Annotated in this window: 25 protein-coding genes; 9 read left to right on the top strand and 16 right to left on the bottom strand. The window is 73.3% G+C overall.

Translation table 11 applies throughout. The features are described 5' to 3' along the window. Positions 1-19: 19 nt before the first annotated feature. The gene (locus ACIBA9_RS25620; RefSeq protein WP_399366487.1) at positions 20-640 is read left to right on the top strand and encodes a TetR/AcrR family transcriptional regulator; all 621 of its coding nucleotides are present in this window, start codon (positions 20-22) and stop codon (positions 638-640) included. Between the two features lie 84 nt (positions 641-724). Here the strand turns inward: ACIBA9_RS25620 and ACIBA9_RS25615 are convergent, their stop codons facing one another. Continuing rightward, a complete protein-coding gene (locus ACIBA9_RS25615) occupies positions 725-1,894 on the bottom strand; it encodes a steroid 3-ketoacyl-CoA thiolase (protein ID WP_399366485.1) in 1,170 nt (389 codons plus the stop codon). A gap of 231 nt (positions 1,895-2,125) precedes the next feature. Between ACIBA9_RS25615 and ACIBA9_RS25610 the strand changes: the two genes are divergently transcribed. Further along, positions 2,126-3,361 carry a cytochrome P450 gene (locus ACIBA9_RS25610; protein WP_399366810.1) on the top strand — a complete coding sequence of 412 codons (1,236 nt, stop codon included), beginning with the start codon at positions 2,126-2,128 and terminating at the stop codon, positions 3,359-3,361. 9 nt (positions 3,362-3,370) lie between these two features. Here ACIBA9_RS25610 and ACIBA9_RS25605 read toward each other — a convergent pair whose 3' ends face one another. From ACIBA9_RS25605 to ACIBA9_RS25570, 8 genes are all read right to left on the bottom strand, one after another. Further along, positions 3,371-4,057: a YoaK family protein gene (locus ACIBA9_RS25605; RefSeq protein ID WP_399366483.1), complete on the bottom strand. Its 687-nt coding sequence runs from the start codon at positions 4,055-4,057 to the stop codon at positions 3,371-3,373. 125 nt (positions 4,058-4,182) lie between these two features. Further along, on the bottom strand, positions 4,183-4,596 hold the full coding sequence (locus tag ACIBA9_RS25600) for a transglycosylase SLT domain-containing protein (RefSeq protein WP_399366480.1): 414 nt from the start codon (positions 4,594-4,596) through the stop codon (positions 4,183-4,185). Between the two features lie 333 nt (positions 4,597-4,929). Further along, entirely contained in the window at positions 4,930-5,796 is an 867-nt protein-coding gene (locus ACIBA9_RS25595) for an ECF transporter S component (RefSeq protein ID WP_399366478.1), read from the bottom strand. Further along, positions 5,793-7,505: an ABC transporter ATP-binding protein gene (locus ACIBA9_RS25590; RefSeq protein ID WP_399366476.1), complete on the bottom strand. Its 1,713-nt coding sequence runs from the start codon at positions 7,503-7,505 to the stop codon at positions 5,793-5,795. Before ACIBA9_RS25590 ends, ACIBA9_RS25595 begins: the two co-directional genes overlap by 4 nt. Beyond that, positions 7,502-8,686: an energy-coupling factor transporter transmembrane component T gene (locus ACIBA9_RS25585; protein WP_399366474.1), complete on the bottom strand. Its 1,185-nt coding sequence runs from the start codon at positions 8,684-8,686 to the stop codon at positions 7,502-7,504. Before ACIBA9_RS25585 ends, ACIBA9_RS25590 begins: the two co-directional genes overlap by 4 nt. A 58-nt stretch (positions 8,687-8,744) precedes the next feature. Further along, entirely contained in the window at positions 8,745-9,389 is a 645-nt protein-coding gene (locus tag ACIBA9_RS25580) for an SCO2322 family protein (RefSeq protein WP_399366472.1), read from the bottom strand. Continuing rightward, on the bottom strand, positions 9,386-10,597 hold the full coding sequence (locus ACIBA9_RS25575) for a prenyltransferase/squalene oxidase repeat-containing protein (RefSeq protein ID WP_399366470.1): 1,212 nt from the start codon (positions 10,595-10,597) through the stop codon (positions 9,386-9,388). Before ACIBA9_RS25575 ends, ACIBA9_RS25580 begins: the two co-directional genes overlap by 4 nt. Before the next feature lie 318 nt (positions 10,598-10,915). Further along, positions 10,916-11,944: an MBL fold metallo-hydrolase gene (locus tag ACIBA9_RS25570; protein ID WP_399366468.1), complete on the bottom strand. Its 1,029-nt coding sequence runs from the start codon at positions 11,942-11,944 to the stop codon at positions 10,916-10,918. A gap of 186 nt (positions 11,945-12,130) precedes the next feature. Here ACIBA9_RS25570 and ACIBA9_RS25565 point away from each other — a divergent pair, with 186 nt between their 5' ends. After that, positions 12,131-13,582, top strand: coding sequence for an aldehyde dehydrogenase (locus ACIBA9_RS25565; RefSeq protein ID WP_399366466.1), 1,452 nt, complete (start codon positions 12,131-12,133; stop codon positions 13,580-13,582). 2 nt (positions 13,583-13,584) lie between these two features. After that, positions 13,585-13,818, top strand: coding sequence for a ferredoxin (locus ACIBA9_RS25560; RefSeq protein ID WP_399366464.1), 234 nt, complete (start codon positions 13,585-13,587; stop codon positions 13,816-13,818). Between the two features lie 84 nt (positions 13,819-13,902). Here the strand turns inward: ACIBA9_RS25560 and ACIBA9_RS25555 are convergent, their stop codons facing one another. Continuing rightward, positions 13,903-14,553 carry a TetR family transcriptional regulator gene (locus ACIBA9_RS25555; protein ID WP_399366462.1) on the bottom strand — a complete coding sequence of 217 codons (651 nt, stop codon included), beginning with the start codon at positions 14,551-14,553 and terminating at the stop codon, positions 13,903-13,905. 219 nt (positions 14,554-14,772) lie between these two features. Between ACIBA9_RS25555 and ACIBA9_RS25550 the strand changes: the two genes are divergently transcribed. Genes ACIBA9_RS25550 through ACIBA9_RS25540 form a run of 3 tightly spaced genes read left to right on the top strand, consistent with a single transcriptional unit; the run spans position 14,773 to position 18,067 of the window. Continuing rightward, positions 14,773-16,245 carry a glycosyltransferase family 4 protein gene (locus ACIBA9_RS25550; protein WP_399366460.1) on the top strand — a complete coding sequence of 491 codons (1,473 nt, stop codon included), beginning with the start codon at positions 14,773-14,775 and terminating at the stop codon, positions 16,243-16,245. After that, positions 16,239-17,000: a class I SAM-dependent methyltransferase gene (locus ACIBA9_RS25545; RefSeq protein ID WP_362157178.1), complete on the top strand. Its 762-nt coding sequence runs from the start codon at positions 16,239-16,241 to the stop codon at positions 16,998-17,000. The genes ACIBA9_RS25550 and ACIBA9_RS25545 overlap by 7 nt, the downstream gene beginning before the upstream one ends. Further along, positions 16,997-18,067 carry a prenyltransferase/squalene oxidase repeat-containing protein gene (locus tag ACIBA9_RS25540; RefSeq protein WP_399366458.1) on the top strand — a complete coding sequence of 357 codons (1,071 nt, stop codon included), beginning with the start codon at positions 16,997-16,999 and terminating at the stop codon, positions 18,065-18,067. Before ACIBA9_RS25545 ends, ACIBA9_RS25540 begins: the two co-directional genes overlap by 4 nt. Position 18,068: 1 nt before the next feature. Here ACIBA9_RS25540 and ACIBA9_RS25535 read toward each other — a convergent pair whose 3' ends face one another. Then, positions 18,069-18,359 carry a hypothetical protein gene (locus ACIBA9_RS25535; protein WP_399366456.1) on the bottom strand — a complete coding sequence of 97 codons (291 nt, stop codon included), beginning with the start codon at positions 18,357-18,359 and terminating at the stop codon, positions 18,069-18,071. Positions 18,360-18,495: 136 nt separating this feature from the next. On the opposite strand from ACIBA9_RS25535, the gene ACIBA9_RS25530 reads away from it, so the two are divergent. After that, a complete protein-coding gene (locus ACIBA9_RS25530) occupies positions 18,496-19,077 on the top strand; it encodes a hypothetical protein (RefSeq protein WP_399366454.1) in 582 nt (193 codons plus the stop codon). Between the two features lie 37 nt (positions 19,078-19,114). Here ACIBA9_RS25530 and ACIBA9_RS25525 read toward each other — a convergent pair whose 3' ends face one another. The 5 genes from ACIBA9_RS25525 to ACIBA9_RS25505 form a co-directional block, all read right to left on the bottom strand. Beyond that, positions 19,115-20,125, bottom strand: coding sequence for an LLM class F420-dependent oxidoreductase (locus ACIBA9_RS25525; protein WP_399366452.1), 1,011 nt, complete (start codon positions 20,123-20,125; stop codon positions 19,115-19,117). 107 nt (positions 20,126-20,232) lie between these two features. After that, on the bottom strand, positions 20,233-21,048 hold the full coding sequence (locus tag ACIBA9_RS25520; RefSeq protein WP_399366450.1) for a hypothetical protein: 816 nt from the start codon (positions 21,046-21,048) through the stop codon (positions 20,233-20,235). Between the two features lie 83 nt (positions 21,049-21,131). Next, the gene (locus tag ACIBA9_RS25515; protein ID WP_399366447.1) at positions 21,132-22,043 is read right to left on the bottom strand and encodes an N-acetylmuramoyl-L-alanine amidase; all 912 of its coding nucleotides are present in this window, start codon (positions 22,041-22,043) and stop codon (positions 21,132-21,134) included. Positions 22,044-22,494: 451 nt separating this feature from the next. Further along, positions 22,495-23,148 (bottom strand): class I SAM-dependent methyltransferase, encoded by a 654-nt coding sequence (locus ACIBA9_RS25510; protein WP_362157195.1) that lies wholly within the window; start codon positions 23,146-23,148, stop codon positions 22,495-22,497. Between the two features lie 177 nt (positions 23,149-23,325). After that, positions 23,326-25,068, bottom strand: coding sequence for an MFS transporter (locus ACIBA9_RS25505; protein ID WP_399366444.1), 1,743 nt, complete (start codon positions 25,066-25,068; stop codon positions 23,326-23,328). 174 nt (positions 25,069-25,242) lie between these two features. Here ACIBA9_RS25505 and ACIBA9_RS25500 point away from each other — a divergent pair, with 174 nt between their 5' ends. Further along, positions 25,243-26,436, top strand: coding sequence for a thiolase C-terminal domain-containing protein (locus ACIBA9_RS25500; protein ID WP_399366442.1), 1,194 nt, complete (start codon positions 25,243-25,245; stop codon positions 26,434-26,436). The last annotated feature ends 196 nt before the right edge of the window (positions 26,437-26,632 follow it).

The following is a 26,632-nucleotide window of genomic DNA, read 5'->3' as shown; positions in this document are numbered from 1 at the left end:
TCGCAACCGGAGGGAACCCGTGCCCGAGCGCAAGCCCCGTAAGGACGCCACTCGCAACCGGGAGGCCGTCCTCGCGGCGGCCGACGACCTCTTCGCGCGCCGCGAGTCCCCCGAGGACGTCACGATGGCCGACGTCGCCACGGCGGCGGGCGTCGGCAAGGGGACCATCTTCCGGGCCTTCGGCGACCGCAACGGACTGCTGCGCGCCCTGTACGAGGCGCGGCTCGAACCGGTCCGGGAGGCCGTCGAGTCGGGGCCGCCCCCGTTGGGTCCCGCGACCCCCGCCCCGCGCCGCGCGCTCGCCCTGCTCGACGCCCTGCTGTGCTTCAAGCTCGACAACCGCCGTCTCGCGCTGGCCCTGGAGGAGGGCGGCGGCAGCTCCAGCGTCTACCGGGCGGCCCACTACGAGCGCTGGCACGGCCTCCTGCGGGAGGTGCTGGAGCGGATCCCCGAGGTCGCCGAACCCGACTTCACCGCCCACGCGCTGCTCGCCGCCGTCCGCGCCGACCTCGTCGAGCACTTGGCCGGCCAGGAGGGTGCGGAGCGCGACGCGCTGCGCTCCCGCCTGGCGCGGTTCGCCGCCACGGTCCTGGGGGCCGGCGACCCCGCACCGGACCGGCCCGCCGCCCGGGAGCGGTGACGCCCGGGCGGGGCCACGGCCGCGGGCGGCGCCGGGCCCGCCCGCTCCCCGAGAGGGTGCCCGGCGTCGCTTGCCGGGCGTCCGCTACAGCCGCTGGATGATCGTCCCGGTGGCCAGCCCGCCGCCCGCACACATGGTGATCAGTGCGAACTCCCGGTCCGTGCGCTCCAGTTCGTGCAGGGCGGTGGTGATCAGACGGGCGCCCGTCGCCCCCACCGGGTGCCCCAGGGCGATCGCGCCGCCGTTGACGTTGACCTTCTCCAGGTCCTGCTCGAAGACCCGGACCCAGCTCAACACCACCGACGCGAACGCCTCGTTGATCTCCACCAGGTCGATGTCCCCCAGGGTCATGCCCGCCTTGCCGAGGACGGCGTTGGTCGCGTCGATCGGGCCGTCCAGATGGAAGTGGGGGTCGGCCCCCACCAGCGCCTGGGCGACGATCCGCGCCCTCGGCCGTAGCTTGAGGGCGCGCGCCATCCGCTTCGACGCCCACATGATCGCCGCCGCACCGTCGGAGATCTGGGACGAGTTGCCCGCCGTGTGGATCGCCTTCGGCATCACGGCCTTCAGGCCCGCCAGCGCCTCCGGGGACGTGTCCCGCAGCCCCTCGTCCCTGTCGACCAGCCGCCACATGCCCTGTCCGGCGTGCTGCTCCTCCTCGGTGGTGGGCACCTGCACGGCGAAGGTCTCCCGCTTGAAACGTTCCTCCGCCCAGGCGTGGGACGCCCGCTCCTGGGACCGCAGCCCCAGCGCGTCCACGTCCTCGCGGGTCAGGCCCCGGTGCCGGGCGATGCGTTCGGCCGCCTCGAACTGGTTGGGCAGATCGACGTTCCACTCGTCCGGGAACGGCTTGCCCGGGCCGTGCCTGGAGCCGGAACCCAGCGGCACCCGGGACATCGCCTCGACGCCGCAGCTGATCCCCACGTCGATCACTCCCGCCGCGACCATGTTGGCCACCATGTGCGAGGCCTGCTGCGAGGAACCGCACTGGGCGTCGACCGTCGTCGCCGCCGTCTCGTACGGCAGTCCCATCGCGAGCCAGGCCGTGCGCGCGGGGTTCATGGACTGCTCGCCGGCGTGGGTCACCGTGCCGCCGACGATCTGCTCGACCGCGTCGGCGGGGATGCCGGTGCGGCCGAGGAGTTCACGGTAGGTCTCGCCCAGGAGGTAGGCGGGGTGCAGATTGGCGAGCGCGCCGCCGCGCTTGCCGATCGGGGTGCGTACGGCTTCGACGATCACGGGTTCGGCGGCCATGGGTGCGGGTCCTCTCCGAGAGGGCTCTCCTCCAGAACTGGTACGCGTTCTAGTTCTTAGTGCAGTCTGCTGACGCGATGTCCGTCACCGCAAGGGTCTTGCAGGCGCCGAGGCCGTGATCTGCGCGAACCTCGCACCGATTGGGGTCGCCGTACCCCTTGCGGGTTCGAGAACGCGTTACTACGTTCACGGGACTCGCTGATGGACCGTCAGATGGCTGGGAGTCGCCCCATGCACTGCCCCGCGCTGCCCGACGGGTTCGACTTCACCGATCCCGATCTGCTGCACCACCGTGTGCCCCTCCCGGAATTCGCCGAGCTGCGCCGCACCGAACCGGTCCGCTGGATCCCGCAGCCGCGCGGCATCGCCGGTTTCGCCGACACCGGCTACTGGGCCGTGACCCGGCACGCCGACGTCAAGTACGTCTCCACGCACCCGGAACTGTTCTCCTCCACCCTCAACACCGCGATCATCCGCTTCAACGAGCACATCGAACGCGACGCGATCGACGCGCAACGGCTCATCCTGCTGAACATGGACCCACCGGAACATACGCGCGTGCGCCAGATCGTGCAGCGGGGCTTCACGCCACGCTCCATCCGCGCCCTGGAGGGCCGTCTGCGCGCCCGCGCCGAGGCGATCGCCGCCGCCGCCCGGGCCCGCACCGGCCCGTTCGACTTCGTCACCGAGGTCGCGTGCGAGCTGCCCCTCCAGGCCATCGCCGAACTGATCGGCGTCCCGCAGGAGGACCGGTCCAAGATCTTCGACTGGTCCAACAAGATGATCGCCTACGACGACCCCGAGTACGCGATCACCGAGGAGATCGGGGCGCAGTCCGCCGCCGAGATCATCGCCTACGCCATGAACATGGCCGCCGAGCGCAAGCGGTGCCCCGCGCGGGACATCGTGACGACGCTGGTCGCGGCGGAGGACGAGGGCAACCTCAACTCCGACGAGTTCGGCTTCTTCGTGCTGATGCTGGCGGTGGCCGGAAACGAGACGACCCGCAACGCCATCACCCACGGCATGCACGCGTTCCTCACCCACCCCGGGCAGTGGGAGCTGTTCACGCGCGAGCGCCCGGCCACCACGGCCGAGGAGATCGTGCGCTGGGCGACCCCGGTCAACGCCTTCCAGCGCACCGCCACCGAGGACACCGAACTGGGCGGCGTGCGGATCGCGAAGGGCGACCGGATCGGCCTCTTCTACGCCTCCGCCAACCACGATCCCGAGGTCTTCACCGACCCCGACGCCTTCGACATCACCCGCGATCCCAACCCCCACCTCGGCTTCGGCGGTGGCGGCCCGCACTTCTGCCTAGGCAAGTCCCTCGCCGTCCTGGAGATCGACCTGATCTTCCACGCGATAGCCGAGGCGCTGCCCGCCCTGCGGCTCGCCGACCCCCCGCGCCGACTGCGCTCGGCGTGGATCAACGGCGTCAAGGAACTCAGGGTCACGGCCGGCTGACGGCCGCCCTCACTCCCGTCCGGAGGCCACCACCGCCAGCACCCCCGAGGCCAGCGCCGCGATCAGCAGCGGAATGCCCAGACCGTGGTGCAGGACCAGCCACGCGCCCAGGAAGGCGCCGCCGAGCATCGCGACCACCGAGGCGGTACGGCGTGGCGAGCGCTTGCCCGTGCCGTCGCCCAGGCGGGAATCGGCGGCCAGGCCGGTGAGCGTCATCGTCAGGACCGTGGTCGTCAGGTCGGGGACGCCGAGCCTGCGAACCGTCGCGTTGCGCAGGCCCATCGCGAAGGCCGTGAGGGCGATCAGCGCGTACCGGGTGCCGGCGGCGTCCGGCCAGGCGAAGGCCACCACCGCGGACACCCCGACCAGCAGCGCTTCGGCGGCCAGCGTCCACCGGGCCCAGGCGCGCCGCGAGCCGCCCTTGCGGCGGGCGGCCACCCGGCCGCCCGCCACCGCGCCCAGCAGGAAGCACACCAGGGAGGTGGCCGTGTGCGGGACGGAGAAGCCGGGCGCCCCGGCCGCCGCGAACCCCAGGACGACCACGTTGCCGGTCATGTTGGCCGTGAAGACCCGGCCCAGACCCAGATAGCTCACGGCGTCGATCAGACCGCTCACCACGGTCAGGGCCAGGAGTACGGCCACCAGCCGGACTCCCCGCATCTCCGGGTCCCCCGCCGGAATCCGCGCTGTCGTCATGTTTCTCTCCCGCCGGCCGCGTGCACGAGGTGGTGACGACTCAACGATGCCCGGACACGCGCGCGCACCCCCGCCGGACGTGCGGCGGGGGTGCGCGGATGCTGTCGTCTTCCGAGCCGGTCGGCTCAGTACCAGCCGTTGGCCTGCCAGAAGCTCCAGGCCTTGACCGGGCTGCCGTAGCGGGAGTTCATGTAGTCCAGACCCCACTTGATCTGGGTGGCCGGGTTGGTCTTCCAGTCGGCACCGGCCGAGGACATCTTCGAGGCCGGCAGCGCCTGGACCAGGCCGTAGGCGCCCGAGGAGCTGTTGGTGGCGGAGGGGTTCCAGCCGCTCTCCCGCTCGACGATCTTGCTGAACGCGTTGAACTGCGCGGCGTCCGGGATCATCTTGTGCGCGGCCGCCTGCGCCGAGGTGGCCGAGGTCGGGGCGGCCTGGGCGGGCGCCGAGGCCAGTGCCATACCGGCGGTGGCGGCGGCCACGGCGGCGACGGTGAGGGCCTTCTTCGGGGAAGCGATGCGGCGGATGGAGGAGACGGACACGGAGAACCTCTTGCGTCGGGGACAGGGGGTCGCCCGCATGGCATGGACCACGCGCTGTGGCCGTATGCGTGGGCGCCCCCGGCCGGTGAGGCCCGGGGTGCCTGGCGACGTGCTCCAGAGAAACAGGCCGGAGGGCCGTCCGCAATGACCCCTTTTACTAGTTGTGGCCGGATCCCGGGGAAAAGTCCGCGCTGTGGCGTGGCTCTCAATCCGCAGGTCAGCAGGGGTGCGGTGAGGGACGTATCGGACAAATCGACCTACGCCCGTCGGCCGTAGGTGATCTGGGTCATGTGGGGCGCTTCACCCCCTCGCTCACGCAATGGAGAGGCCTGATCACGCGGCGGGGTCGTCGAAGGTGACCGCCGTCTCGAACGCGGCCCGCCGGGTGGCCCGGCGCAGCGCGCGCAGCACCGCCGGACCGAGGGCCAGGGTCAGCAGCACCGTGCACACGGCCCGGCCCAGGTCCCAGCCGAGCGAGGTGGCCAGGCAGTAGGCGGCGAAGCGGGCCAGGTTCGCGGGGACCGCGGCGTGCGGGTCGAAGGAGATGTCCGAGGCCGCGGCGCCCAGGAAGGGCCAGCCGGCCAGGTTCATCAGCGTGCCGTAGGCGAAGGCCGCCAGGAAGCCGTACCCGGCCAGCAGCACCAGCTCACCCCGGCCGCGCAGCCGGGCCGCCCCCGGCAGCAGCCCGGCACCCATCGTGAACCAGCCCATCGACAGCATCTGGAACGGCAGCCAGGGCCCGACCCCGCCCGTGAGCAGCGCCGACGCGAACATCGTCACCGAGCCCAGGGTGAAACCGAAGCCGGGGCCGAGCACCCGCCCGCTGAGCACCATCAGGAAGAACATCGGCTCGATCCCGGCCGTCCCCGCGCCGATCGGGCGCAGCGCCGCCCCGGTTGCGGCCATCACCCCGAGCATGGCGACGGCCTTCGGGCCGAGGTCCGACTCGGAGATCGTCGCCGCCACGACGGCTACCAGCAGCATCAGCAGGCCCGCGAAGAGCCAGGGCGCGTCCTGGGCGTGTGCGTTCACCTGCGCGGTGGGCGGCGCAAGGAAAGGCCAGCCGAAGGCGGCGACGCCGACCGCGCCGACCAGCGCGAGCGCGGCGAGCGAACGGGGACGCAGCCGGACGGCCCGCACCCGCCGGGCGGCGGCGGGGAGCGGCGGGGACGCCGTACGGCCCGGCGCGGGCGTGCTCATGCCAGCGCCTCGCGCACCTCGGCCACCGTCAGCCAGCGCTGCGGGGCGAGGATCTTCGTCACCTGTGGCGCGAAGGAGGGAGAGGACACCACGATCTCGTCCGTGGGGCCGTCGGCGATCACCTCACCCTCGGCGAGCAGCACCACCCGGTGGGCGATCTCGGCCGCCAGCTCCACGTCGTGCGTGGCCAGCACCAGCGCGTGCCCCTCGGCGGCCAGGGCGCGCAGTACGGTCGCGAGCCGGGCCTTGGCCGCGTAGTCCAGACCGCGCGTCGGCTCGTCCAGCAGGAGCAGCGGCGGGCGGGCGGTGAGCACGACGGCCAGCGCCAGCGCCAGGCACTGGCCCTCGGACAGGTCGCGCGGGTGCGTGTCGTCCGTGACGCCCGGCAGCAGTTCGGTCAGCAGCGCCCGGCAGGTACCGGGCGCCGCGTCCGCGTCCCGGTCGGCGGCCACACACTCGGCGGCCACCGTGTCGGCGTACAGCAGATCGCGCGGTTCCTGCGGGACCAGGCCGACATGGCGCACGAGTTCGCGCGGCGCGGTGCGGTGGGGGGCGGTTCCGCCGACGCGGACCGTGCCGGCGGTGGGCTCCACCAGGCCCACGAGTGAGCCGAGCAGGGTCGATTTCCCGGCGCCGTTGCGCCCCATCAGCGCGACCGTCTCCCCGGGCGCCACGCGCAGGTCCACCCGGGACAGGGCGTCGACCCCGCCCCGACGCACCCCGAGCGCCCGGACCTCCGCGATGTACGGGGCGGGGGCGCCATGGGCGTCCCGGGCGGGGGAGGGGCGGCGACGGAAGAGGGAGCGGGGGCCCTTCCGGGGCGCCGGCGCCTGTGCCTGTGCCGGCGCCGGTGTCGGTGTGGGGGTTGGCAGGGCCGCGCGCCCCTTCGTCGCCGCCGTCAGCCGGGCGCGGAGGGGGGCGGCCTGGCGGCGGGCGTCGCGTACGGTCAGCGGGAGCGGGGTCCAGCCGGCGAGCCGGCCCAGGTCCACCACCGGCGGGTACACCGGGGACACGGCCATCACCTCGGCCGGGGTGCCGACGACCGGGGCGGCGCCCGGCGCGGGCAGCAGAACCACCCGGTCCGCGTAGTGGATCACGCGTTCCAGCCGGTGCTCGGCCAGCAGCACGGTCGTCCCCAGGTCGTGCACCAGCCGTTGCAGCACGGCCAGCACCTCCTCCGCCGCGGCCGGGTCCAGCGCCGAGGTCGGCTCGTCCAGCACGAGCACCCGGGGGTGCGGGGTGATCACCGAGCCGATCGCGACCCGCTGGCGCTGCCCGCCGGACAGCGTGGCGATCGGACGGTCCCGCAGCCCGGCCAGGCCCAGCAGGTCCAGGGTCTCCTCCACCCGGCGCCGCATCACCTCCGGGGCGAGCCCCAACGACTCCATGCCGTAGGCGAGTTCGTCCTCCACGGTGTCCGTCACGAAGTGGGCCAGCGGATCCTGCCCGACGGTGCCGACCACGTCGGCCAGTTCCCGCGGTTTGTGCGTACGGGTGTCCCGGCCGGCCACCGTGACCCGTCCGCTCAGCGTGCCGCCCGTGAAGTGCGGGACCAGCCCGCTGACCGCGCCGAGCACGGTCGACTTGCCGACCCCGGACGGGCCGACGAGCAGCACCAGTTCACCCTCCGGCACCTCGAAGCCGACCTCGCGGAGGGTGGGCCCGGCCGCGCCGTCGTAGGTGACGCCGACCTCCTCGAAGCGGATCACGACGGCTCCTTCGTGGGTTCGGGCGCCCTGCCCGCCCCGGCCGGCCGGGGCGCGAGGAAGGCGGGCAGCAGGGCGAGCAGGATCGCGAGGGCGGGCCACAGTGGAAGCGTGGGTGCGACCAACGGGACGACCCCCGGGTGCAGCGCCTGCGGATCACGGGCGGAGGCGAGTGTGAGCAGTACGGCGACCGCGACCCCCGAGCCCACGACCAGCCAGGCCCGTACGTCCCACGCGTCCGGGCGGTACCGGGTGCGCGGGGAGCGGCGGCCGCCCAGCCGCAGACCGGCCAGCGCGGCGGCCACCCCGGCGCACAGCACCGGCAGACCGTACGTGCCGCCCGCCGCGGTGAGCAGCCCGTACGTTCCCGCGCACACCCCGAGCAGACCACCGAGGGTGAGCGCGGCCGTCGTACGGCGGACCCGGGCGGGGACGTCGGCGGTGCGGCCGTAGCCGCGGGACTCCATCGCGGCGGCGAGCGCCACCGAGCGCTCCAACGCGCCCTCCAGGACCGGCAGACCGACCTGGAGCAGGCCCCTCACACCCCGGTCGGGGCGGCCACGCAGCCGACGGGCGGCACGCAGTCGCTGTACGTCGGCGATCAGATGGGGCGCGAAGGTGAGGGCGACGACGACGGCCACGCCCGTCTCGTACAGCGCGCCGGGCAGGGACTTCAGCAGCCGGGAGGGACTGGCGAGGGCGTTCGCCGCGCCCACGCAGATGAGGAGGGTGGCCAGTTTCAGGCCGTCGTAGGCGGCGAAGACGAGCGCCTCCGCGGTGACCTTGCCGCCCAGCCGGATGCCCTGCGCCCAGTGCGGCAGCGGGACTTCCGGGAGCGTGAACAGGGTGTGCGTCCCGGGGATGGGGGAGCCGAGGGCCACCGCGAAGAAGAGGCGGACGGCGAGGACAGCGAGGGCGAGCCGGGCGAAGGCGGTGTAGGAGCGGGACGAGGGGGCGGGGGAGCGGTGTGTCGCCACCACGTAGGCGGAGACCGCGATGAGCAGGGCGAGCAGAAGGGGGTTGGTGGTGCGGGTGGCCGCGGTGCCGAGCGACAGCGACCAGAGCCACCAGGCACCGGGGTGCGCAAGGGCGCGGTACCGGTGCCGGAGGGTGGGCCGGACCGCTCGCCCGCGCTCGGGGGACGCGCCCGCCACGGCGCGCGGCGGCCGCGATCGCCCCGACACCCGGGGAACGGCGGGAACGGCCGCGCACCGCCCGTCCGCGCGCCCGTCGCCCGGCCCGCTAGTCATTCCCGCGTCGCCGCCGTGCCTGCCACACCGCCGCTCCCGCCAGTACGGCCACCACGCCCGCACCGATCGGCAGGCCCAGCGAGGGGCCGCCGCCGGACCCGCCCTTCTCCTTCGGGGCGGCTGCCTTCCCGTCCGAAGCCACCTGCTCGCCGCACCCGGTCCGCGGATACCCGGAGATCGCGCACAGCAGGGCGTTGGTGTCGTAGCGCAGCGGTTTCGCGACGGCGGCCAGGGCCTCGGCGCTCGTCGCGTCCGGCGCGACCCGGGCGCAGACGGTGCGGCGGGCGGGCGGTGCCTCGCCGGAGGGCGCGTCGGCCGCGGTGCCGAAGTCGAGGACCAGCGCCACCCGCTTCCTGCCGGACTCGGCGGGCGTGTGGGCGCAGATCGAGGCGAAGTCCGCGGTGCCGCGCGGCCGGCTCGCGTCCGCCGAGTCCGCGCTCACCGCGAAGCGGAAACCCTGGACCGTGCCGTCGTCCGGGCGGACGACGGACGGGCCCTGGGTGGCGTACGTCCAGTGGCCGCCGGCGCGCTCCCAGAACGACCAGTAGCGGTAGCCGGCGGCGTGCGCCTGGGCGGTGGCGAGCAGCAGGACGAGCGTGGCGAGCAGCGGGGTCGCGGCACGGCGGACGGCGGTCACGGCCGCCGCTTCCTGCGGCCGCTGAGCAGGAAGCCGATGCCGACGCCCGCGACCAGGCCGACGCCGGCGATCCACCACACGCCGGTGTGCGAGTCGTCGTCGGAGGCCTTGGTCCCGTCCTCGGCGGCCTGCTCCATTTCGGGGGCCGGGCCCTGGGCGTTGAGGGCGCGGACCAGGCTGGTGCCGCCGAACTCGCCCGGCTGCGCGCCGACCGCGTGCCCGGCGAGGATCAGCTGGGCGTAGGCGGCCGGGCCGCTCTGCGCCGCCCACTGGGAGGCGTTCTTCTCCAGCCAGGCGTACGCCTTCTTCGCCGGCCCGGTGCGGCCGTCCGCGGCGAGCGCGACGACCGTGTCCGCGGTGTTGCCGAAGTCGGGCTGGTCCTTCGCGCCGGGCAGGGACGACCGCAGGTGGCCGCTCCTCGCGACGGCCGCCGCGAGGTAGGCGCCCGCGTTGTCCGCCAGCCGCGTCCGGTCGGGGTGGCCGGCCTCGGCACAGCCGGTCCGCGCGGGGGCCTTGCCGGCCTCGGTCACGAAGCCCTTGCCGAGCGCGCCGAGCACACCGGCCGCCGTCGCGTCCGCGTTGGCGACCAGCTTGCCCTTCTTGTCCGGCTGGAAGGCGAGGGCGCCGCCGCCGTCCTGGTCGCAGGGGACGGCCCAGCCGGGCAGGGCGTCGTAGGGGGACTTGCCCGACTTGCGCACGTCCGCCGGGTCCGTGCCGGCCGCGGCGAGCGCGCCGATGACGACGGAGGTGGAGTTGGAGTCGCTCGGGCCGCCCGGGTTGTAGCCCCAGCCACCGTCCTTGCCCTGTACCGACTTCAGCCAGTCCACGGCCTTGGCGACCGCGCCGCCGTGGCCGCCGACGGCGTGCAGTGCCTGGACGGCGGCGGCGGTGCTGTTCGTGTCCGGCACGACCTTGCTGTCGCAGGCCTTGGCGGTGTCGGCGCGGAAGGCGGCGAAGCCGCCGTTCGCGCACTGCTGTCCGGTGAGCCAGTCCACGGCCGCGGCGGCCGGGCGGTAGCCGAGCGTGCGCTGGGCCAGCAGCGTCAGCGACTGGCGCCACACACCGTCGTAGGTCGGATCCGCCTTGCCGTACAGACCGGCCGGGAGCGTCACCTTCGCGGACGGCGACGGACCGGCGGCCGTGGCGGGCGCGGCCGCGGCCAGCACGCCTATCGCGGCGAGAACCGCGGCGTTGCGGCGTACGTTCATGATCGGCGACTGCCTCTCCTGCGGGGAGCCGGCAGCGTACGGGAGGCACCCCGGGCGGCTCGGCTCCGTAGACCTCGACGGTGCCGTGCGCGGCGGAGAGCCGACGCACCTTGAGTCGGTCAGCATCCCCGTCCCGGGGGGCGGTCCGGCTCACCGTCCGGAGACGGTCCACGGTTGCGGGGTCGGCGCCGAAATCGCGCCGGCTCCCCCCTGAACAGGTGTGATGACGACTCCGCCACTTTACCGGCAGCGTCACGGGGTCCGAGGGGTGGCTACCCGCACACCGGCCCGGTGACGGGGGTCACCGTCACCGGACCCTCACACCGCCACGTAGGCCGGCGGCTCGCTCCCGGGGACCGGTTCCGCCCGGCCCTGCTTCACCAGGCGGCGCAGATGGGACTCGGCCTCGGAGACAGCGATGGTGCGCGAGCCGTAGGGGATGTCGGCCCAGGGGCGGTTCCACTCCATGCGCTCGGCGAGCTGCCAGGGGGTGAGGGGTTCGCGCAGCAGCGCGAGCAGACCGGCCAGGCGCTGCTCGTGGTGGACCAGCAGTTCCCCGACCCGGCCGGGGGCGTCGGTGAAGGCGTGCTGGTGGGCGGGGAGCACCTCGGCGGGGGTGAGCCGGCCCACCCGCTCCAGGGAGTCGAGGTAGTCGCCGAGAGGGTCGGTCACGGTCGCGTCGTCGGGGTCCTCGTACAGACCGATGTGCGGGGTGATGCCCGGCAGCAGGTGGTCGCCGCTGAACAGCCGTCCGTGTCCCGGGAGTCCGGCCGGGTGCGCCTCCTCCAGGTGCAGACAGACATGGCCGGGGGTGTGCCCCGGGGTCCAGATCGCGCGCAGTCTGCGGCCGGGCAGGTCGAGGAGGTCGCCGGGCACGATCTCCCGGTCCGGGAGCGCGGGGGAGAGGCCGGGCACGGCGCGGTGACCCCGGGCCGCGCGCAGCGGTGCGATGTGCTCCTCGGGTGCCCCGGCCGCCGCGAGCTTGTCCGCCATGTACGTGTACCAGCGCCGCGCCGGTGTCTCGCGGGTCCGCCGCACGATCGTGGCGTCGGCCGCGTGCATCGCCACCCAGGCGCCGGACGCCTCGCGGACCCGGGCCGACAGCCCGTGGTGGTCCGGGTGGTGGTGCGTGATGACGACCCCGTACACCTCTCCGACCGCCGTGCCCCCGACCGCCAGGCCCGCCTCCAGCGCGCCCCAGGAGGCGGGATCGTCCCAGCCGGTGTCGACCAGCACCGGCCCCCGGTCGGTGTCCACGACGTACACCAGCGTATGACCCAGGGGGTTGTCCGGAATGGGCACCTGGACGGACCGCACACCCCCACCGTGATCGAACGTCTCCGTCATCCGTCCTCCGCCCGGCACCACTGACCAGAACTGACACGACGTCAGCCAGCTTACGGGGGCCGGAGTCGGGTGGGGAGTTCGCCGGAGCGGGGCTCTTCCCTGGTGGCCATTGCCCCCTGTGACCGGAGCTGATATCAGTTCTGACACGGCGTCAGAAGTGCGCGGTGCGGTGGGAGGGAGTCGGCCATGACCGAACTCGTGGAACACGGACAGCTGTTCATCGGCGGGGAGTTGACCGATCCCCTGGGTCAGGACGTCATCGAGGTGATCTCCCCGCACACCGAGGAGGTCATCGGCCGGGTGCCGCACGCCTGCCGGGCGGACGTGGACCGGGCCGTGGCCGTCGCGCGCCGCGCCTTCGAGGAGGGCCCCTGGCCGCGGGCCACGCCGCAGGAGCGGATCGAGGTCGTCACCCGCATCAAGGACGCCATCGCCGCCCGGCACGAGGAGATCGCCCGGGTTATCTCCGCCGAGAACGGCTCCCCGTACTCCTGGAGCGTCCTCGCCCAGGCGCTCGGCGCGATGATGGTCTGGGACGCGGCGATCAGGGTCGCCCGGGACTTCCCCCACGAGGAGCGCCGCGCCGGTGCCCTCGGCCCGCTCCTCGTCCGGCGCGAACCCGTCGGCGTGGTCGCGGCCGTGGTGCCGTGGAACGTCCCGCAGTTCGTCGCCGCCGCCAAGCTCGCGCCCGCGCTGCTGACCGGCTGCACGGTCGTCCTCAAACCGTCCCCTGAGTCCCCGCTGGACGCCTATCTCCTCGGCGAGATCGCACGCGAGGCGGGCCTGCCCGAGGGTGTGCTGTCCATCCTGCCCGCCGACCGCGAGGTCAGCGAGTACCTGGTCGGGCATCCCGGCGTCGACAAGGTGTCCTTCACCGGGTCGGTCGCGGCCGGCAAACGGGTGATGGAGGTCGCCGCCCGCAACCTCACCCGGGTCACGCTGGAGCTGGGCGGCAAGTCCGCGGCGATCGTGCTGCCCGACGCGGACGTGTCGGCGGCGGTCGCCGGAATCGTCCCGGCCGCCTGGATGAACAACGGGCAGGCGTGTGTCGCCCAGACCCGCATCCTCGTCCCCCGCGCCCGCTACGACGAGTTCGCGGACGCCTTCGCACAGGCCGCCGGCTCCCTGAGGGTCGGCGACCCGCTGGACGCGGCCACCCAGGTCGGCCCGCTGGTCGCCCGCCGCCAGCAGCGGCGCAGCCTCGACTACATCCGGATCGGCCAGGAGGAGGGCGCCAAGATCCTCACCGGTGGGGGCCGTCCCGCGGGGCTGGAGAGGGGCTGGTACGTCGAACCGACCCTCTTCGGTGACGTCGACAACTCCATGCGGATCGCCCGCGAGGAGATCTTCGGCCCGGTCATCTGCCTGCTGCCCTACGGTGACGAGCGCGACGCCGTGCGCATCGCCGACGACTCCGACTACGGCCTGTCCGGCAGCGTGTGGACGGCCGACACCGAGCACGGCATCGAGATCGCCCGCCAGATCCGCACCGGCACCTACTCCGTCAACACCTTCAGCCTGGACATGCTCGGCCCGTTCGGCGGCTACAAGAACTCCGGTCTGGGCCGCGAGTTCGGCCCCGAGGGATACGGCGCGTACCTCGAACACAAGATGATCCACCTGCCGGCGGGGGCCTAGGCATGGGCGACCGCTGGCACGTCGAGGTCGACCGGTCGGTGTGCATCGGCTCGGCCCAGTGCCTCCACCACGCCCCGGACGGCTTCCGCCTCGACACCGCCCGCCAGTCCCACCCCGTCGAGCCGGACACCGACGCCGGCGAACACGTCCTGGCGGCGGCCGAGAGCTGCCCGGTGGAGGCCATCACGATCACCCTGCTGGGCAGCGGCGAACCGGTGTTCCCACCCGAGGACTAGGCCCTCTCGTCCGGATCCTGCCGGGTCGCGGGGACCGGCACGCGGGCGGACCCGCGCGGCCTCACCGGGCCGCCCGCCCGCGGGTCAGCGCGGGGCGTGCGGGTCGGTCAGGTCGATCAACCGGCACACCGTCTCGATGTCTATCTTCACCTGGGCGATGGAGGCGCGGCCGGAGAGCCAGGTGATCAGGGCCGAGTGCCAGGTGTGCTCGATGACCCGGACCGCCGAGAGCTGTTCGGGGGTCGGGTCGTCCAGGCCCACGGCGTCCAGGATGATCGCGGTCGTCTGCCGGGACACCTGGTCGACCTCGGGCGAGACGCTGCGGTCGGCGAAGGTGAGGGCGCGGACCATCGCGTCGGCCAGGTGCGGCTCGCGCTGCAGCGCCCGGAACGCCCGCATCAGGGTCTCCGCCACCCGCTCGGCCGCCGAGTCGCTCGCCGGGGGCTTCTTGCGCAGGGTGCCGTGCATGTGCTCCAACTGGTCCTGCATGGTGGCGACCAGCAGATGCACCTTGGACGGGAAGTAGCGGTACAGCGTGCCGAGGGCCACCTGGGAGGACTCGGCGACCTCGCGCATCTGCACGGCGTCGAAACCGCCCCGGCTGGCCAACTGGGCGCTCGCGCGCAGGATCCTGCGGCGGCGGGCCTCCTGCCGCTCGGTGAGCGGAGACGTCGACGGCCGCGCGGCCCGCGCGGGCCGCGGGGCGCTTGCTTCCGCCTTGGATTGCGCAGGCATGGGTCCCGTTCCGTGACAGTCGGTGAGGGCGTCTGTAGGGCACGTGATCACACGGCAGGCAGGGCCGCGCGCCGTGGCGTGAATCACCTGATCCACCGCTCACAGCGTCCCTACCTGCCGGTAGATTCAGAGCCTCCTGAACGATCAAGTCTGAAACTTGTTCTAGATTAGCGTCCCGTCGTAGTGTCGCGGGACAGTGCAGGCAGAAGGGGGCACGGAGTGACCGCTGAGGCCCGGGAAGCGGGTACCCAGAAGGACCCCGTGTCCGGTGCGGGAGAGCGACCGCTCGACATCGCGCTCCTCACCTATAAAGGGAACCCGTTCTGCGGAGGCCAGGGCGTCTACGTCCGGCACCTCTCCCGCGAGCTGGCCCGCCTCGGCCACCGGGTCGAGGTCATCGGCTCCCAGCCCTACCCCGTCCTCGACGAGGGCCACCCCGGTCTCACCCTGACCGAGCTGCCCAGCCTCGACCTCTACCGCCAGCCCGACCCCTTCCGCACCCCGGCACGCGACGAGTACCGGGACTGGGTCGACGCCCTGGAGGTCGCGACGATGTGGACCGGCGGCTTCCCCGAGCCGCTCACCTTCTCGCTGCGCGCCCGCCGCCATCTGCGCGCCCGCCGCGGCGAGTTCGACATCGTCCACGACAACCAGACCCTCGGCTACGGCCTGCTGGGCGACATCGGCGCGCCCCTGGTCACCACGATCCACCACCCGATCACCGTCGACCGGCAGCTGGAGCTGGACGCGGCGGAGAGCCGGCGCCGCCGCTACTCGGTGCGCCGCTGGTACGCCTTCACCCGGATGCAGAAGCGCGTCGCCCGCCGTCTGCCCTCGGTGCTCACCGTCTCCGGCACCTCCCGGCAGGAGATCGTCGACCACCTCGGCGTACGCGACGACCGGATCCACGTGGTGCACATCGGCGCCGACACCGACCTGTTCGCGCCGAATCCGGCCGTCCCCGAGGTCCCCGGGCGGATCGTCACCACCTCCAGCGCCGACGTGCCCCTCAAGGGCCTGGTCTTCCTGGTGGAGGCGCTCGCCAAGGTCCGCGCCGAGCATCCGGCCGCCCATCTCGTCGTCGTCGGCAAGCGCCCGACCGAGGGCCCGGTCGCCCAGGCCGTCGAGCGGTACGGCCTCGACCACGCCGTCGAGTTCGTCAAGGGCATCTCCGACGCCGAACTGGTCGACCTGATCCGCTCGGCCGAGGTCGCCTGTGTGCCCTCCCTGTACGAGGGCTTCTCGCTGCCCGCCGCCGAGGCCATGGCCACCGGCACCCCGCTGGTCGCCACCACCGGCGGCGCCATCCCCGAGGTGGCCGGCCGCGACGGCGAGACCTGCCTCGCGGTGCCGCCCGGCGACCCCGGAGCGCTGGCCGCCGGACTCGGCCGGCTCCTCGGCGACCCCGAACTGCGCACCCGGCTCGGCCGTGCGGGCCGCGAGCGGGTGCTGAAGCACTTCACCTGGGCGCGCGCCGCCGAAGGCACCGTCGCCCGCTACCGCGAGGCGATCGCGCAGGCCGCCGACCGGGGCACCGGCCACCGCCCCACCACGGGTGCCGGAGGCTCCCCGGCCCCGCGGCCCGGCCGGATCGCGGCCGCCCCGGGTGCCGCGGGCGCGGCGCCCGAGAGCGCCGCAGCGAACCCGCCCAGTGTCACCGGCGTCTATCCCGAAAGCAGGGCCACGTGCTGACCGTCGACTTCTCCCGGTTCCCGCTCGCCCCCGGCGACCGTGTCCTGGACCTCGGCTGCGGGGCCGGCCGGCACGCCTTCGAGTGTTACCGGCGCGGCGCCCAGGTCGTGGCCCTCGACCAGAACGGCGAGGAGATCCGCGAGGTCGCCAAGTGGTTCGCGGCGATGAAGGAGGCCGGCGAGGCTCCCGAGGGTGCCACCGCCACCGCGATGGAGGGCGACGCCCTCGCGCTGCCCTTTCCCGACGAGTCCTTCGACGTCGTCATCATCTCCGAGGTCATGGAGCACATCCCCGACGACAAGGGCGTGCTCGCCGAGATGGTCCGGGTGCTCAGGCCGGGCGGCCGCATCGCCGTCACCGTGCCGCGTTACGGCCCCGAGAAGGTCTGCTGGGCGCTGTCCGACGCCTACCACGAGGTCGAGGGCGGACACATCCGCATCTACAAGGCCGAGGAACTGGTCGCCCGGATCCGCGAGGCCGGACTCAAGCCCTACGGCAGTCATCACGCGCACGCCCTGCACTCGCCGTACTGGTGGCTGAAGTGCGCCTTCGGCGTCGACAACGACAAGGCGCTGCCGGTGCGGGCGTACCACAAGCTGCTGGTCTGGGACATCATGAAGAAGCCGCTCGCCACCCGGGTCGCCGAGCAGGCGCTGAACCCGCTCATCGGCAAGAGCTTCGTGGTCTACGCGACCAAGCCCCACCTGCCGCGGGTCGACGGGCCCGCCGAGACCTCCGAGGTGGCGGCCAAGTGACCACCCCCCGGACAGAACACCTGGTGCTGCCCGGGGTCCTCACCGCCGAGCAGGCCGCCGAGACCGTCCGCGGCATCCTCGCCGTGCAGCGGGAGGACGGCGCGATCCCGTGGTTCCGCGGACACCACCTCGACCCGTGGGACCACACCGAGGCCGCCATGGCCCTGGACGCGGCCGGTGAGTACGAGGCCGCCGAGCGGGCGTACGGCTGGCTCGCCGCCCACCAGAACGAGGACGGCTCCTGGTTCGCCGCCTACGCCGACGGCGCCCACGACGACGTCACCGACCGCGCCCGCGAGTCCAACTTCGTCGCCTACATAGCCGTAGGGGTTTGGCACCACTACCTGTCCACCGGCGACGACATGTTCCTCGACCGCATGTGGCCGTGCGTCTACGCGGCCGTGGAGTGGGTGCTGCGGCTGCAGCAGCCCGGCGGGCAGATCGGCTGGCGCCGCGAGGACGACGGCACGCCGACGGCGGACGCGCTGCTGACCGGCAGCTCCTCCGTCCACCACGCCCTGCGGTGTGCCCTGGCCATCGCCGAGCAGCGCGAAGAGCCCCAGCCGGACTGGGAGTTGGCGGTCGGGGCGCTGCGACACGCGATCCGCAGGCACCCCGAGCGCTTCCTGGACAAGGACCGCTACTCGATGGACTGGTACTACCCGGTCCTCGCCGGTGCGCTGACCGGCGCCGAGGCCAAGGCCCGCATCGAGGAGTCCTGGGACCGGTTCGTCGTCCCCGGCCTCGGCGTGCGCTGCGTGGTCCCCAACCCCTGGGTGACCGGCGGCGAGTCCAGCGAACTCGCCCTGGCCCTGTGGGCGGTGGGCGAGTCCGACCGGGCGCTGGAGATCCTGCAGTCCATCCAGCATCTGCGCGATCCCGAAACCGGCCTGTACTGGACGGGCTACGTCTTCGACGACGGCGCGATCTGGCCCCGCGAGCTGACCACCTGGACGGCCGGCTCCCTCCTCCTCGCCGTGGCCGCGCTCGGCGGCCACGAGGCCACCTGCGCGGTGTTCGGAGGCGACCGCCTGCCAGGCGGCCTGGATCCGGACTGCTGCCGCTGACTCAGTGCCGGTTCAGGCGGCCCGCGATGGCATGGCCGATGAAGAGGTAGACCACGGCGGCGAGGCCGTAACCGGCGACGACCCGGGCCCACGCCTCGTCGAAGGTGAACAGGTCGTGCGACCAGCCTGCCAGCCAGGAGGCCGCGTCATGGACGAACTGCACCAGGCTGTTGGCCCGGTTGGCGTCCAACAGGTACATCACGATCCACAGACCGAGGATGAGGGCCATGATGTCGGCGACGATCGCTATCGCCGTACCGGCCTGGTTCGATCCCGAGCGGTATCTAGACATGCAAACCGGATTGCCGCAACCGGGGGCGTGAAACCGGGCGGGGTCACGTGCCTGTGCGCCCCGAGTGGCGCGCCTCGGCCGTTCGGGTGACGCTGCCGTAGGAAGCACCCACTCGGAAAGCACGTCGGGAGGACTCGTGCCTGTACCGATACGGCGTCTCTGCGTGGCGCTGACTTTGTGCTGTGCCCTGGTGGCCGGTGCCACAGCGTGCGGGAGCAGCGCTCACACCAGCACGAAGACCACCACCGGAACCACCGCGGCCGCGGCCGCCCTGGAGGCTGCCACCCCCAGTCCCAGCACATCGGCCGAACGCCAGAAGTTCGCCAAGACCCGGTTCGTGGCGAACGCCGGCCTGGCCGCCGGAGCCACCTACCACTGGATCGTGAAGCCCTGGAAGGCGGGCAAGTTCAAGAAGGGCGCCCATGGCCGCAAGCGGGCCTTGGTGAAGGCCGCTCTCGCCGGCGCCTTCGCCTACAACCGGCTCAAGGCCGCCCAGCGGAACGCCAAGGGCGATCCGCTGCTGTCGAAGGCGCTCGCGCCGCTCACCGCGGGCATCGCGTCCCTGAAGGATCTGCCCGCCAAGCTGCGCAAGGGCGACGGGAACGCGGCGGGCTCCTTCGAGGACGTCATCAACCAGGTCAAGGACGCGGGGAAGAGCGCGGGCGCCCCCGTGAAGGACAAGGTGCCCTCGGCCCACCAGCTCACCCAGGGCGGCTAGGGCCCTTCGCGACCCGGCGAGATCCGAAAGAGAGGCCCTAGGAGTTCAGCTCGGCCAGAGTACGCAGGGTGTGTGGGTCCGGTGACAGGGCCAGCAGGTCCGTCACCGGGCCCTCGCGCCACAACTCCAGCCGCCTGGCGATGCGTTGGCGCGGACCGACCAGGGAGATCTCGTCGGCGAAGGCGTCCGGCACCGCCAGCACGGCCTTCTCCCGGTGCCCCGCGAGGAACAGCTCCTGGATCCGCCGCGCCTCCCGCCCGTACCCCATGCGGGCCATCAGGTCGGCGTGGAAGTTGCGGGCCGCGTGCCCCATCCCGCCGATGTAGAAGCCGAGCATCGCCTTGACCGGCAGCAGCCCTTCCGCCACGTCGTCGCAGACCTTCACCCGGGCCATCGGCGCCACCAGGAACCCCTGGGGCACCTCCCGTACGGCGTCGCCGTACACCTCGGGCCGGCTCGGCGCCCAGTACAGCGGGAGCCAGCCGTCGGCGATACGCAGGGTCTGGGCCACGTTCCGCGGCCCCTCGGCGCCGAGCAGCACGGGCAGGCCGGCCCGCAGCGGATGCGTGACCGACCTCAGTGGCTTCCCGAGCCCGGTGGCGTCCGGCCCCCGGTACGGCAGCGGATGGAACCGCCCGTCCACCTCGACCGGTGCCCGGCGGCGCAGCACCTGCCGTACGACGTCCACGTACTCCCGGGTCGCGGTCAGCGGCGACTTCGGGAACGGGCGGCCGTACCAGCCCTCCACGACCTGCGGCCCGGACAGGCCCAGCCCGAGCAGCATCCGCCCGCCGCAGAGATGGTCCAGGGTGAGCGCGTGCATCGCGGTGGCCGTCGGCGAGCGGGCCGCCATCTGGGCAACGGCCGTACCCAGCCTGATCGTCGACGTGTGCGCGGCGATCCAGGTGAGGGTGGTGAAGGCGTCCGAGCCCCAGGACTCCGCCGTCCACACCGAGTGGTAGCCGAGCCGTTCCGCCTCCCGGGCGAGGGGTATGTGCCCGGCGTCCGGGCCGCGTCCCCAGTAGCCGAGTGCGAGACCGAGCCGCATGCCGCCGCCTCCTGACGCTCCGTCAGTTCATCGACCGGGGGGCCGACTGTACGACAACGGCCCCCCGCCCGGAAGGGCGAGGGGCCGTCGTACGGCGAGGCGTCGGCTCAGCCGCGCTGGATGCCGGAGGTGTCCTGAAGGACGCCGCGGCGGCCGTCCTGGGTCTGGGCGACCAGCGCGGCACCGCGCTGCTCGACGGCCAGGTACCAGGTGCCCGGGGCCAGTTCGGCGATCGGGCTCGGCGAACCGTCCTCCGCGAACAGCTGGCGCGGCACCGGCACGGCGAACCAGAACGGCGAGAAGTCCCCGGCGGCCGGCTGCGGCGCCGCGGCACCCTGCGGGCCCGGTCCGGCCGGAGCACCCTGCGGGCCCGGCTGGTGCCCGAAGGGCTGACCCGGCTGCGGCTGGGCACCGTACGGCTGCTGCGGCTGCGCGCCCGGGTAGCCGTAACCACCCTGCGGCTGGCCGCCGTAGGGCTGCGGGGCCTGCGGCTTGGGGGCCGGGACGAGGGGGGCCTGGAGCGCCGGGACGAGCGGAGTGGCGATCGCCGCGCCCGCCAGGACCGCGGCGGCGATGAAGCCGAGGATCAGCCCGGCGCCGGCGTCCACGTTGTCGGGAACGTCGATCAGCGTCCACAGCAGCGTCCAGGCCGACAGGATCGCGAACCCGGTGCCGATCACGCCCAGGTCGAGCCCGGCCACCTTGCGCGGCTGCGGCAGGCAGCGGTTGACGACGATGAGGACGGCACCGATCACCGCGCCCATGTAGATGCCCAGGCCCGTGCCCAGGTCCTCCCAGGCGTTCCGGGTCAGCGTGGAGGCGTAGCCGGAGAAAGTGTAGAGGGCGAGGAACGACGCGATGAACAGCACCACCGCTGCTCCGATCACCACGCCGTCGCCTCTAGTGAGGGAGCGGATATTCACTTCAGGTCCTTCGTAGGTCGTCTCGTCGTCGGTAGACACTATCGTCCGCAAGATCCGGCTGTCCGGCCGGTTCCGCCCGCCGGTCACGACCGACGCAGGAAACTCACGATTCCCTCAGAGATCCCCCGCGCCGCCTTCTGCCGCCAGGCGCCGCTGATCAGCAGTGCCGCGTCCTTGCTATCGCGCATGTTGCCGCACTCGATGAACACCTTGGGAACCGTTGACAGATTGAGACCACCCAGGTCCGTGCGCGTGACGAACCCGGTGCCGTCGCCCAGGTAGTTGGAGGGCGGCTCACCGGTGGCCCGGCCGAAGTCGCCCGCGACGCGCACCCCGAGGTCGTGGGAGGGGCCGACGATCTTCCGGGTGTCGGCGGCACCGGAGTGCACGGACCCCGGCATGATCACGTGGAAGCCGCGGTTGCCGGCCGCGGAACCGTCGGCGTGGATCGAGACGGCCGCGTCGGCGTGCGCCACGTTGCCGATCCGGGCCCGCTCGTCCACACACGGCCCCCAGGCCGGGCTGTTCCCGTCGTGCGTCAGCTTCACCGTGGCGCCCCGCGCCTCCAGCAGCGCCCGCAGCCGGTGTGCCACGTCGAGGGTGAATCGGGCCTCCGGGTAACCGGCGTTGGTGGCCGTACCGGTGGTGTCGCACTCCTTGCGGTTCGTGCCGATGTCGACCTGGCGGTTGATCTCGGCCGTGTGCCGGAAGTTGCCCGGGTTGTGCCCCGGATCGATGACGACGACCTTGCCCCTGAGCGAGCCCGGGCCGGCGTCCGGCGCCGAGGACCGCTTGCCGTCGTCGGCGGCCGGGGCGGACGGGGAGGAGGACGCCGACGCCGTACGGTCCGAGCCGTCCGGTCCGCCGCCCACCGCCTCGTACACCAGCCAGCCGAGCAGGGCGCCGGGGACCAGCGCCGCCAGCGTCACGGTCAGCGGACCGCGGCGGAACCGGCGCGGCAGCGGGGGATCGAGGTCCGGGCCTGGGTACGACACGCTGCCACCCTAACGGCCGGTCCGCCCGGACGCGGAGCCCGGCCGGGTGCACCCCGCGCGGCGCCGCGTGTCTTCACCCGGTGGATGGCGGCCGGCCCCGGCACGGCTCCTCCCGGGCGGTCAGGGGACGAGCGTTGGGCCCTGCCCGGGGCGGTGCGGCGGCCGAAGCGGACCGGTTCGCCGTGGCGCGCGGGATCGACGTGCCCGGCGAGGACCAGGACGAGCACGGCGTCGGCCGCGCCTCGGTGAGGACCGGCCGACCGGGGTGTGGCCGGGAGCGTACGAGCGGCCCGAGATCGTGCACACCGTCCGCGACCGCGGGGCCATGCTCCTGCTCGTCGCCGCCGGCCGCGGGGGGCGGCCCCAGGAACAGCGGCGCCTGCCGCCTGCCCGGCCGGCCGAGCCGGTGACCCGGGTGGCGGCCGCCCTGGGCGCGGCGGGGCGGGGAAGCTCAGACGCCGGTCGGCGCGGTGCGCCGCAGCACCCGCAGGGAGCCCGTCGCCGAGACCTCGGTGAACGCTCCCGATTCCAGTGCCCGCAGCCAGATCCGGTACGGCGCCTGGCCGGTGAACTCGTCCTCGGGGTGCGGGAAGACGTCGTGGATGACCAGCAGCCCGCCCTCGGCGATGTGCGGGGCCCAGCCCTCGTAGTCGGCCGTGGCGTGCTCGTCGGTGTGGCCGCCGTCGACGAAGACGAGACCGAGCGGCGCGTTCCAGATGGCCGCGACCTGCGGGGACCGGCCGATCAGGGCGATGGCGTGGTCCTCCAGGCCGGCCCGGAACAAGGTGCGCCGGAAGGTCGGCAGCGTGTCCATCAGGCCGATCTCGGGGTCGACCGTCTCCGGGTCGTGGTAGTCCCACCCGGGCTGCTGCTCCTCGCTGCCCCGGTGGTGATCGACCGTCAGGGCCGTGACCCCGGCCGCGCGGGCCGCGTCGGCGAGCAGAACGGTGGAACGGCCGCAGTACGTGCCGACCTCCAGCAGCGGCAGTCCCAGCCGCCCCGCCTCCACCGCGGCCGCGTACAACGCCAGCCCCTCGTCCACGGGCATGAACCCCTTGGCCGCCTCGAACGCGGCCAGGATCTCGGACGTGGGTGCCGCGGCCATGGGGTTCCTCTCGACGACGCAACAACGCACCAGCAAAACTCCCCCCATGCTGCCGCACCCCCCACCACCAGCGGCGACAGGGGGTACCGGCGAACCACTCGGTCCGCACTCCCGGATCCTGCCGGGGCCGGCCGTGCGGCGCCCCGCGATCCCGGCCGGCCCGCTCGGGAAGTGGCCCTAGGCCCGCACTGCCTCGCCCGGCAGCGAAAGGTCCAGGTCGATCGCGTGCTGCCCCCCGGAGTGCGTCGCGGACGACGCGAGCGGCCCATGTCCGACGGCCCTCGCGGCCAGGACGTACGCCCCCTGCGCGGGCACGGCCAGCACATAGGAGCCGTCCTCGGCGGACACCGTCGCCCCCGCCTGCCGCCCCCGACGGTCGATCAGCGTCACCTTGGCCCGCGCCACCGGAGTGCCGCCCGCGTCCAGGACCCGGCCGCGGAATCCGCGCAGCACCTCCTCGGCACGCTCCAGGTTGGCGTCCTCCTCGCTGCTCGCGCGCAGCTGCGTGTGCCGCGCCGGACGGGGCGCGTTCGGCAGGAAGAAGGCCAGCAGGAGCCCGACCGCGACGGCGGCCGTGGCGATCAGGAAGGAGACGCGGAAGCCGTGCATGGTCGGGATCGCGACCCCGCCCACATGGTTGGCCGTGTTGGCCAGCACCATGCCGATGACGGCACTGGACACGGACGTGCCGATGGACCGCATCAGCGTGTTCAGGCCGTTGGCCGCGCCGGTCTCCGAGGCCGGGACCGCGCTCACGATCAGCGCGGGCAGCGAGGAGTAGGCGAGGCCGATGCCCGCGCCGAGGATCACGGAGGTGATCACCGTCTGCCAGGCCGCGTCCATCAGCCCGAGCCCGCCGCCGTAGCCGAGGGCGATGATCAGCAGGCCGATCACCAGGGTGACCTTGGGGCCGTAACGGGCGGAGAGACGGGCGTAGACCGGCGCCGTGAACATCATGGTCAGACCGAGCGGGGCCACGCACAGACCCGCGACGACCATGGACCGGCCCAGGCCGTAGCCGGTCGCCGAGGGCAGCTGGAGCAGCTGGGGCAGGACCAGCGAGACGACGTAGAAGCTGACGCCGACCATGATCGAGGCGAGGTTGGTCAGCAGCACCTCACGGCGGGCGGTGGTGCGCAGGTCGACCAGCGGCGCCGGTGTGCGCAGCTCGAACAGGCCCCACAGCAGCAGCACGGCGACGGACGCGGCGAACAGGCCGAGCGTCGTGCCGGAGGACCAGCCCCAGTCGCTGCCCTTGGTGATCGGCAGCAGGAGCAGCACCAGTCCCGTCGACAGGCCCAGCGCGCCGAGCAGGTCGAAGGAGCCTTCGGCCCGCGTCGGGGACTCCGGCACGACGAGCAGGGTGAGGACGATCGCGAGCACACCGAGACCGGCCGCGCCGTAGAACAGGGCGTGCCAGTCGGTGTGCTGCGCCACGAGGGCCGCGGCGGGCAGCGCCAGACCGCCGCCGACTCCGATCGAGGAGCTCATCAGGGCCATGGCCGAGCCGAGCTTCTCGCGCGGCAGCATGTCCCGCATCAGCCCGATGCCGAGGGGTATCGCGCCCATGGCGAAGCCCTGGAGGGTACGGCCCGCGATCATGGTGAGCAGCTGGCTGGTGAGGGCGCTGATCAGCGCGCCGGCCACCATCACGGCGAGGCTGAGGATCAGCATGCGCCGCTTGCCGTACAGGTCACCGAGCCGGCCCATGATCGGAGTGGCGACGGCTCCCGACAGCAGGGTCGAGGTCAGCACCCAGGTCGCGTTGCTGGGGGTGGTCTCCAGCAGCTGCGGCAGGTCCTTGATGACCGGCACGAGCAGCGTCTGCATCACCGCGACCACGATGCCCGCGAAGGCGAGCACCGGGACCACGGCCCCGCCGGTCCTCCGGGTGGGTTGATCGGTCGTCGTGTGGGTCATCGCGTGAGGCCTCCGGGCCGGATTCGCTCGGTCATAAGTGCCGGGTAAACCTCGTATGCACAGGCAACTATTCCGTTGCTTCGGGCCCCTAATGAATCCTTGACCATCTGATGGGATTCTGAATCGCCGTCAGGAGCTGGCCTCCTTGTGGAACACGTTCTACTCTGACCCGCCATGAAGGCCTATGTCGCCGGGGTCGGGATGACCCGGTTCGAGAAGCCCGAGACCCGTGACTGGCAGTACTGGGACATGGTGCGGGAGGCGGGCGGCGCGGCCCTCGCCGACGCCGGGATCCCTTACGCCGATGTGGAACAGGTTCCTGTCGGCTACTGCTTCCAGCCCTCGACCGCCGGACAGCGCGCCGTCTACGAACTCGGCCTCACCGGCGTCCCGGTCTACAACGTCAACAACAACTGCGCGACCGGTGCCACCGCGCTCATGCTCGCCCGCCAGCTCGTCGAGGGCGGGGTCTGCGACTGCGTGCTGGCGCTGGGCTTCGAGAAGATGCGCAAGGGGGCGCTGGGCGGGGGAGCCGACGGAGCGGACTTCTCGGTGTCACCGGTGGCCCGCCACTACTCGATCATGGCTGCCCGGCACGGCTTCGAGGCGACCCCGCCGACCGCGCAGATCTTCGGTGACGCCGCCCGCGAGCACATGGAGCGGCACGGCACGACCGAAGCGCAGCTCGCCGCGGTCGCCGCCAAGAACCACCGGCACTCCGCGCACAATCCCCACGCCCAGTTCCGCGAGGTCTACGACGTCGCCGACGTCCTCGCCGCCCGCCCGGTGCACCGGCCGCTCACCAGGCTCCAGTGCTCGCCGACCTCGGACGGCGCGGCGGCGGCCGTGGTGGTCTCGCAGCGGTTCGCGCGGGAGCGGTCCCTGACCGCCCTGGTGGAGATCGCCGGACAGGCCATGACCACGGACACCGGGGAGTCCTTCGCCTCGGGCTCCTGCATCGACGTCGTCGGGCAGCCCATGTCCCGCGCCGCGGCCCGGCAGGCCTACGAACGCGCGGGGCTCGGCATCGAGGACGTGGACGTGATCGAACTGCACGACTGCTTCTCCGTCAACGAACTGCTGACGTACGAGGCGCTCGGGATGTGCGCGGCCGGCGCGTCCGGCGAACTCGTGGAGTCGGGGGCGACGACGTACGGCGGCCGGTGGGTGGTGAACCCCTCCGGCGGGCTCATCTCCAAGGGGCATCCGCTGGGGGCGACCGGTCTCGCCCAGACCGCCGAGCTGGTGTGGCAGCTGCGCGGCGAGGCGGGCGAACGGCAGGTACCGGGAGCGCGGGTCGCCCTCGCGCACAACATCGGGCTGGGCGGCGCGGCCGTGGTGACGGTGCTGCGGACGCCGGGGCGGTGAGGTCGGGCGTTCGGCGGTGAGGTCGGGCGTTCGGCGGTCGGGTCGGGCGTGCGGCGGTGAGGTCGGGCGTTCGGCGGTCGGGTCGGGCGTGCGGGCGGTGGGGTCGGGCGTTCGGCGGTCGGGTCGGGCGTGCGGGCGGTGGGGTCGGGCGTTCGGCGGTCGGGTCGGGCGTGCGGGCGGTGGGGTCGGGCGTTCG

The organism is Streptomyces sp. NPDC051452 (assembly GCF_044454765.1).
Classification (GTDB): Bacteria; Actinomycetota; Actinomycetes; order Streptomycetales; family Streptomycetaceae; genus Streptomyces.
Note: the sequence above shows the minus strand (reverse complement) of the source record. Positions and strands in the feature narration are given on the sequence as shown.

Excerpts from the sequence above, each read along its gene's own strand:
- ACIBA9_RS25615 (WP_399366485.1), bottom strand. The coding sequence starts at position 1,894 with ATGGCCGCCGAACCCGTGATCGTCGAAGCCGTACGCACCCCGATCGGC.
- ACIBA9_RS25610 (WP_399366810.1), top strand. The coding sequence starts at position 2,126 with ATGCACTGCCCCGCGCTGCCCGACGGGTTCGACTTCACCGATCCCGAT.
- ACIBA9_RS25605 (WP_399366483.1), bottom strand. The coding sequence starts at position 4,057 with ATGACGACAGCGCGGATTCCGGCGGGGGACCCGGAGATGCGGGGAGTC.
- ACIBA9_RS25595 (WP_399366478.1), bottom strand. The coding sequence starts at position 5,796 with ATGAGCACGCCCGCGCCGGGCCGTACGGCGTCCCCGCCGCTCCCCGCC.
- ACIBA9_RS25575 (WP_399366470.1), bottom strand. The coding sequence starts at position 10,597 with ATGAACGTACGCCGCAACGCCGCGGTTCTCGCCGCGATAGGCGTGCTG.
- ACIBA9_RS25570 (WP_399366468.1), bottom strand. The coding sequence starts at position 11,944 with ATGACGGAGACGTTCGATCACGGTGGGGGTGTGCGGTCCGTCCAGGTG.
- ACIBA9_RS25565 (WP_399366466.1), top strand. The coding sequence starts at position 12,131 with ATGACCGAACTCGTGGAACACGGACAGCTGTTCATCGGCGGGGAGTTG.
- ACIBA9_RS25560 (WP_399366464.1), top strand. The coding sequence starts at position 13,585 with ATGGGCGACCGCTGGCACGTCGAGGTCGACCGGTCGGTGTGCATCGGC.
- ACIBA9_RS25555 (WP_399366462.1), bottom strand. The coding sequence starts at position 14,553 with ATGCCTGCGCAATCCAAGGCGGAAGCAAGCGCCCCGCGGCCCGCGCGG.
- ACIBA9_RS25535 (WP_399366456.1), bottom strand. The coding sequence starts at position 18,359 with ATGTCTAGATACCGCTCGGGATCGAACCAGGCCGGTACGGCGATAGCG.
- ACIBA9_RS25525 (WP_399366452.1), bottom strand. The coding sequence starts at position 20,125 with ATGCGGCTCGGTCTCGCACTCGGCTACTGGGGACGCGGCCCGGACGCC.
- ACIBA9_RS25510 (WP_362157195.1), bottom strand. The coding sequence starts at position 23,148 with ATGGCCGCGGCACCCACGTCCGAGATCCTGGCCGCGTTCGAGGCGGCC.
- ACIBA9_RS25505 (WP_399366444.1), bottom strand. The coding sequence starts at position 25,068 with ATGACCCACACGACGACCGATCAACCCACCCGGAGGACCGGCGGGGCC.
- ACIBA9_RS25500 (WP_399366442.1), top strand. The coding sequence starts at position 25,243 with ATGAAGGCCTATGTCGCCGGGGTCGGGATGACCCGGTTCGAGAAGCCC.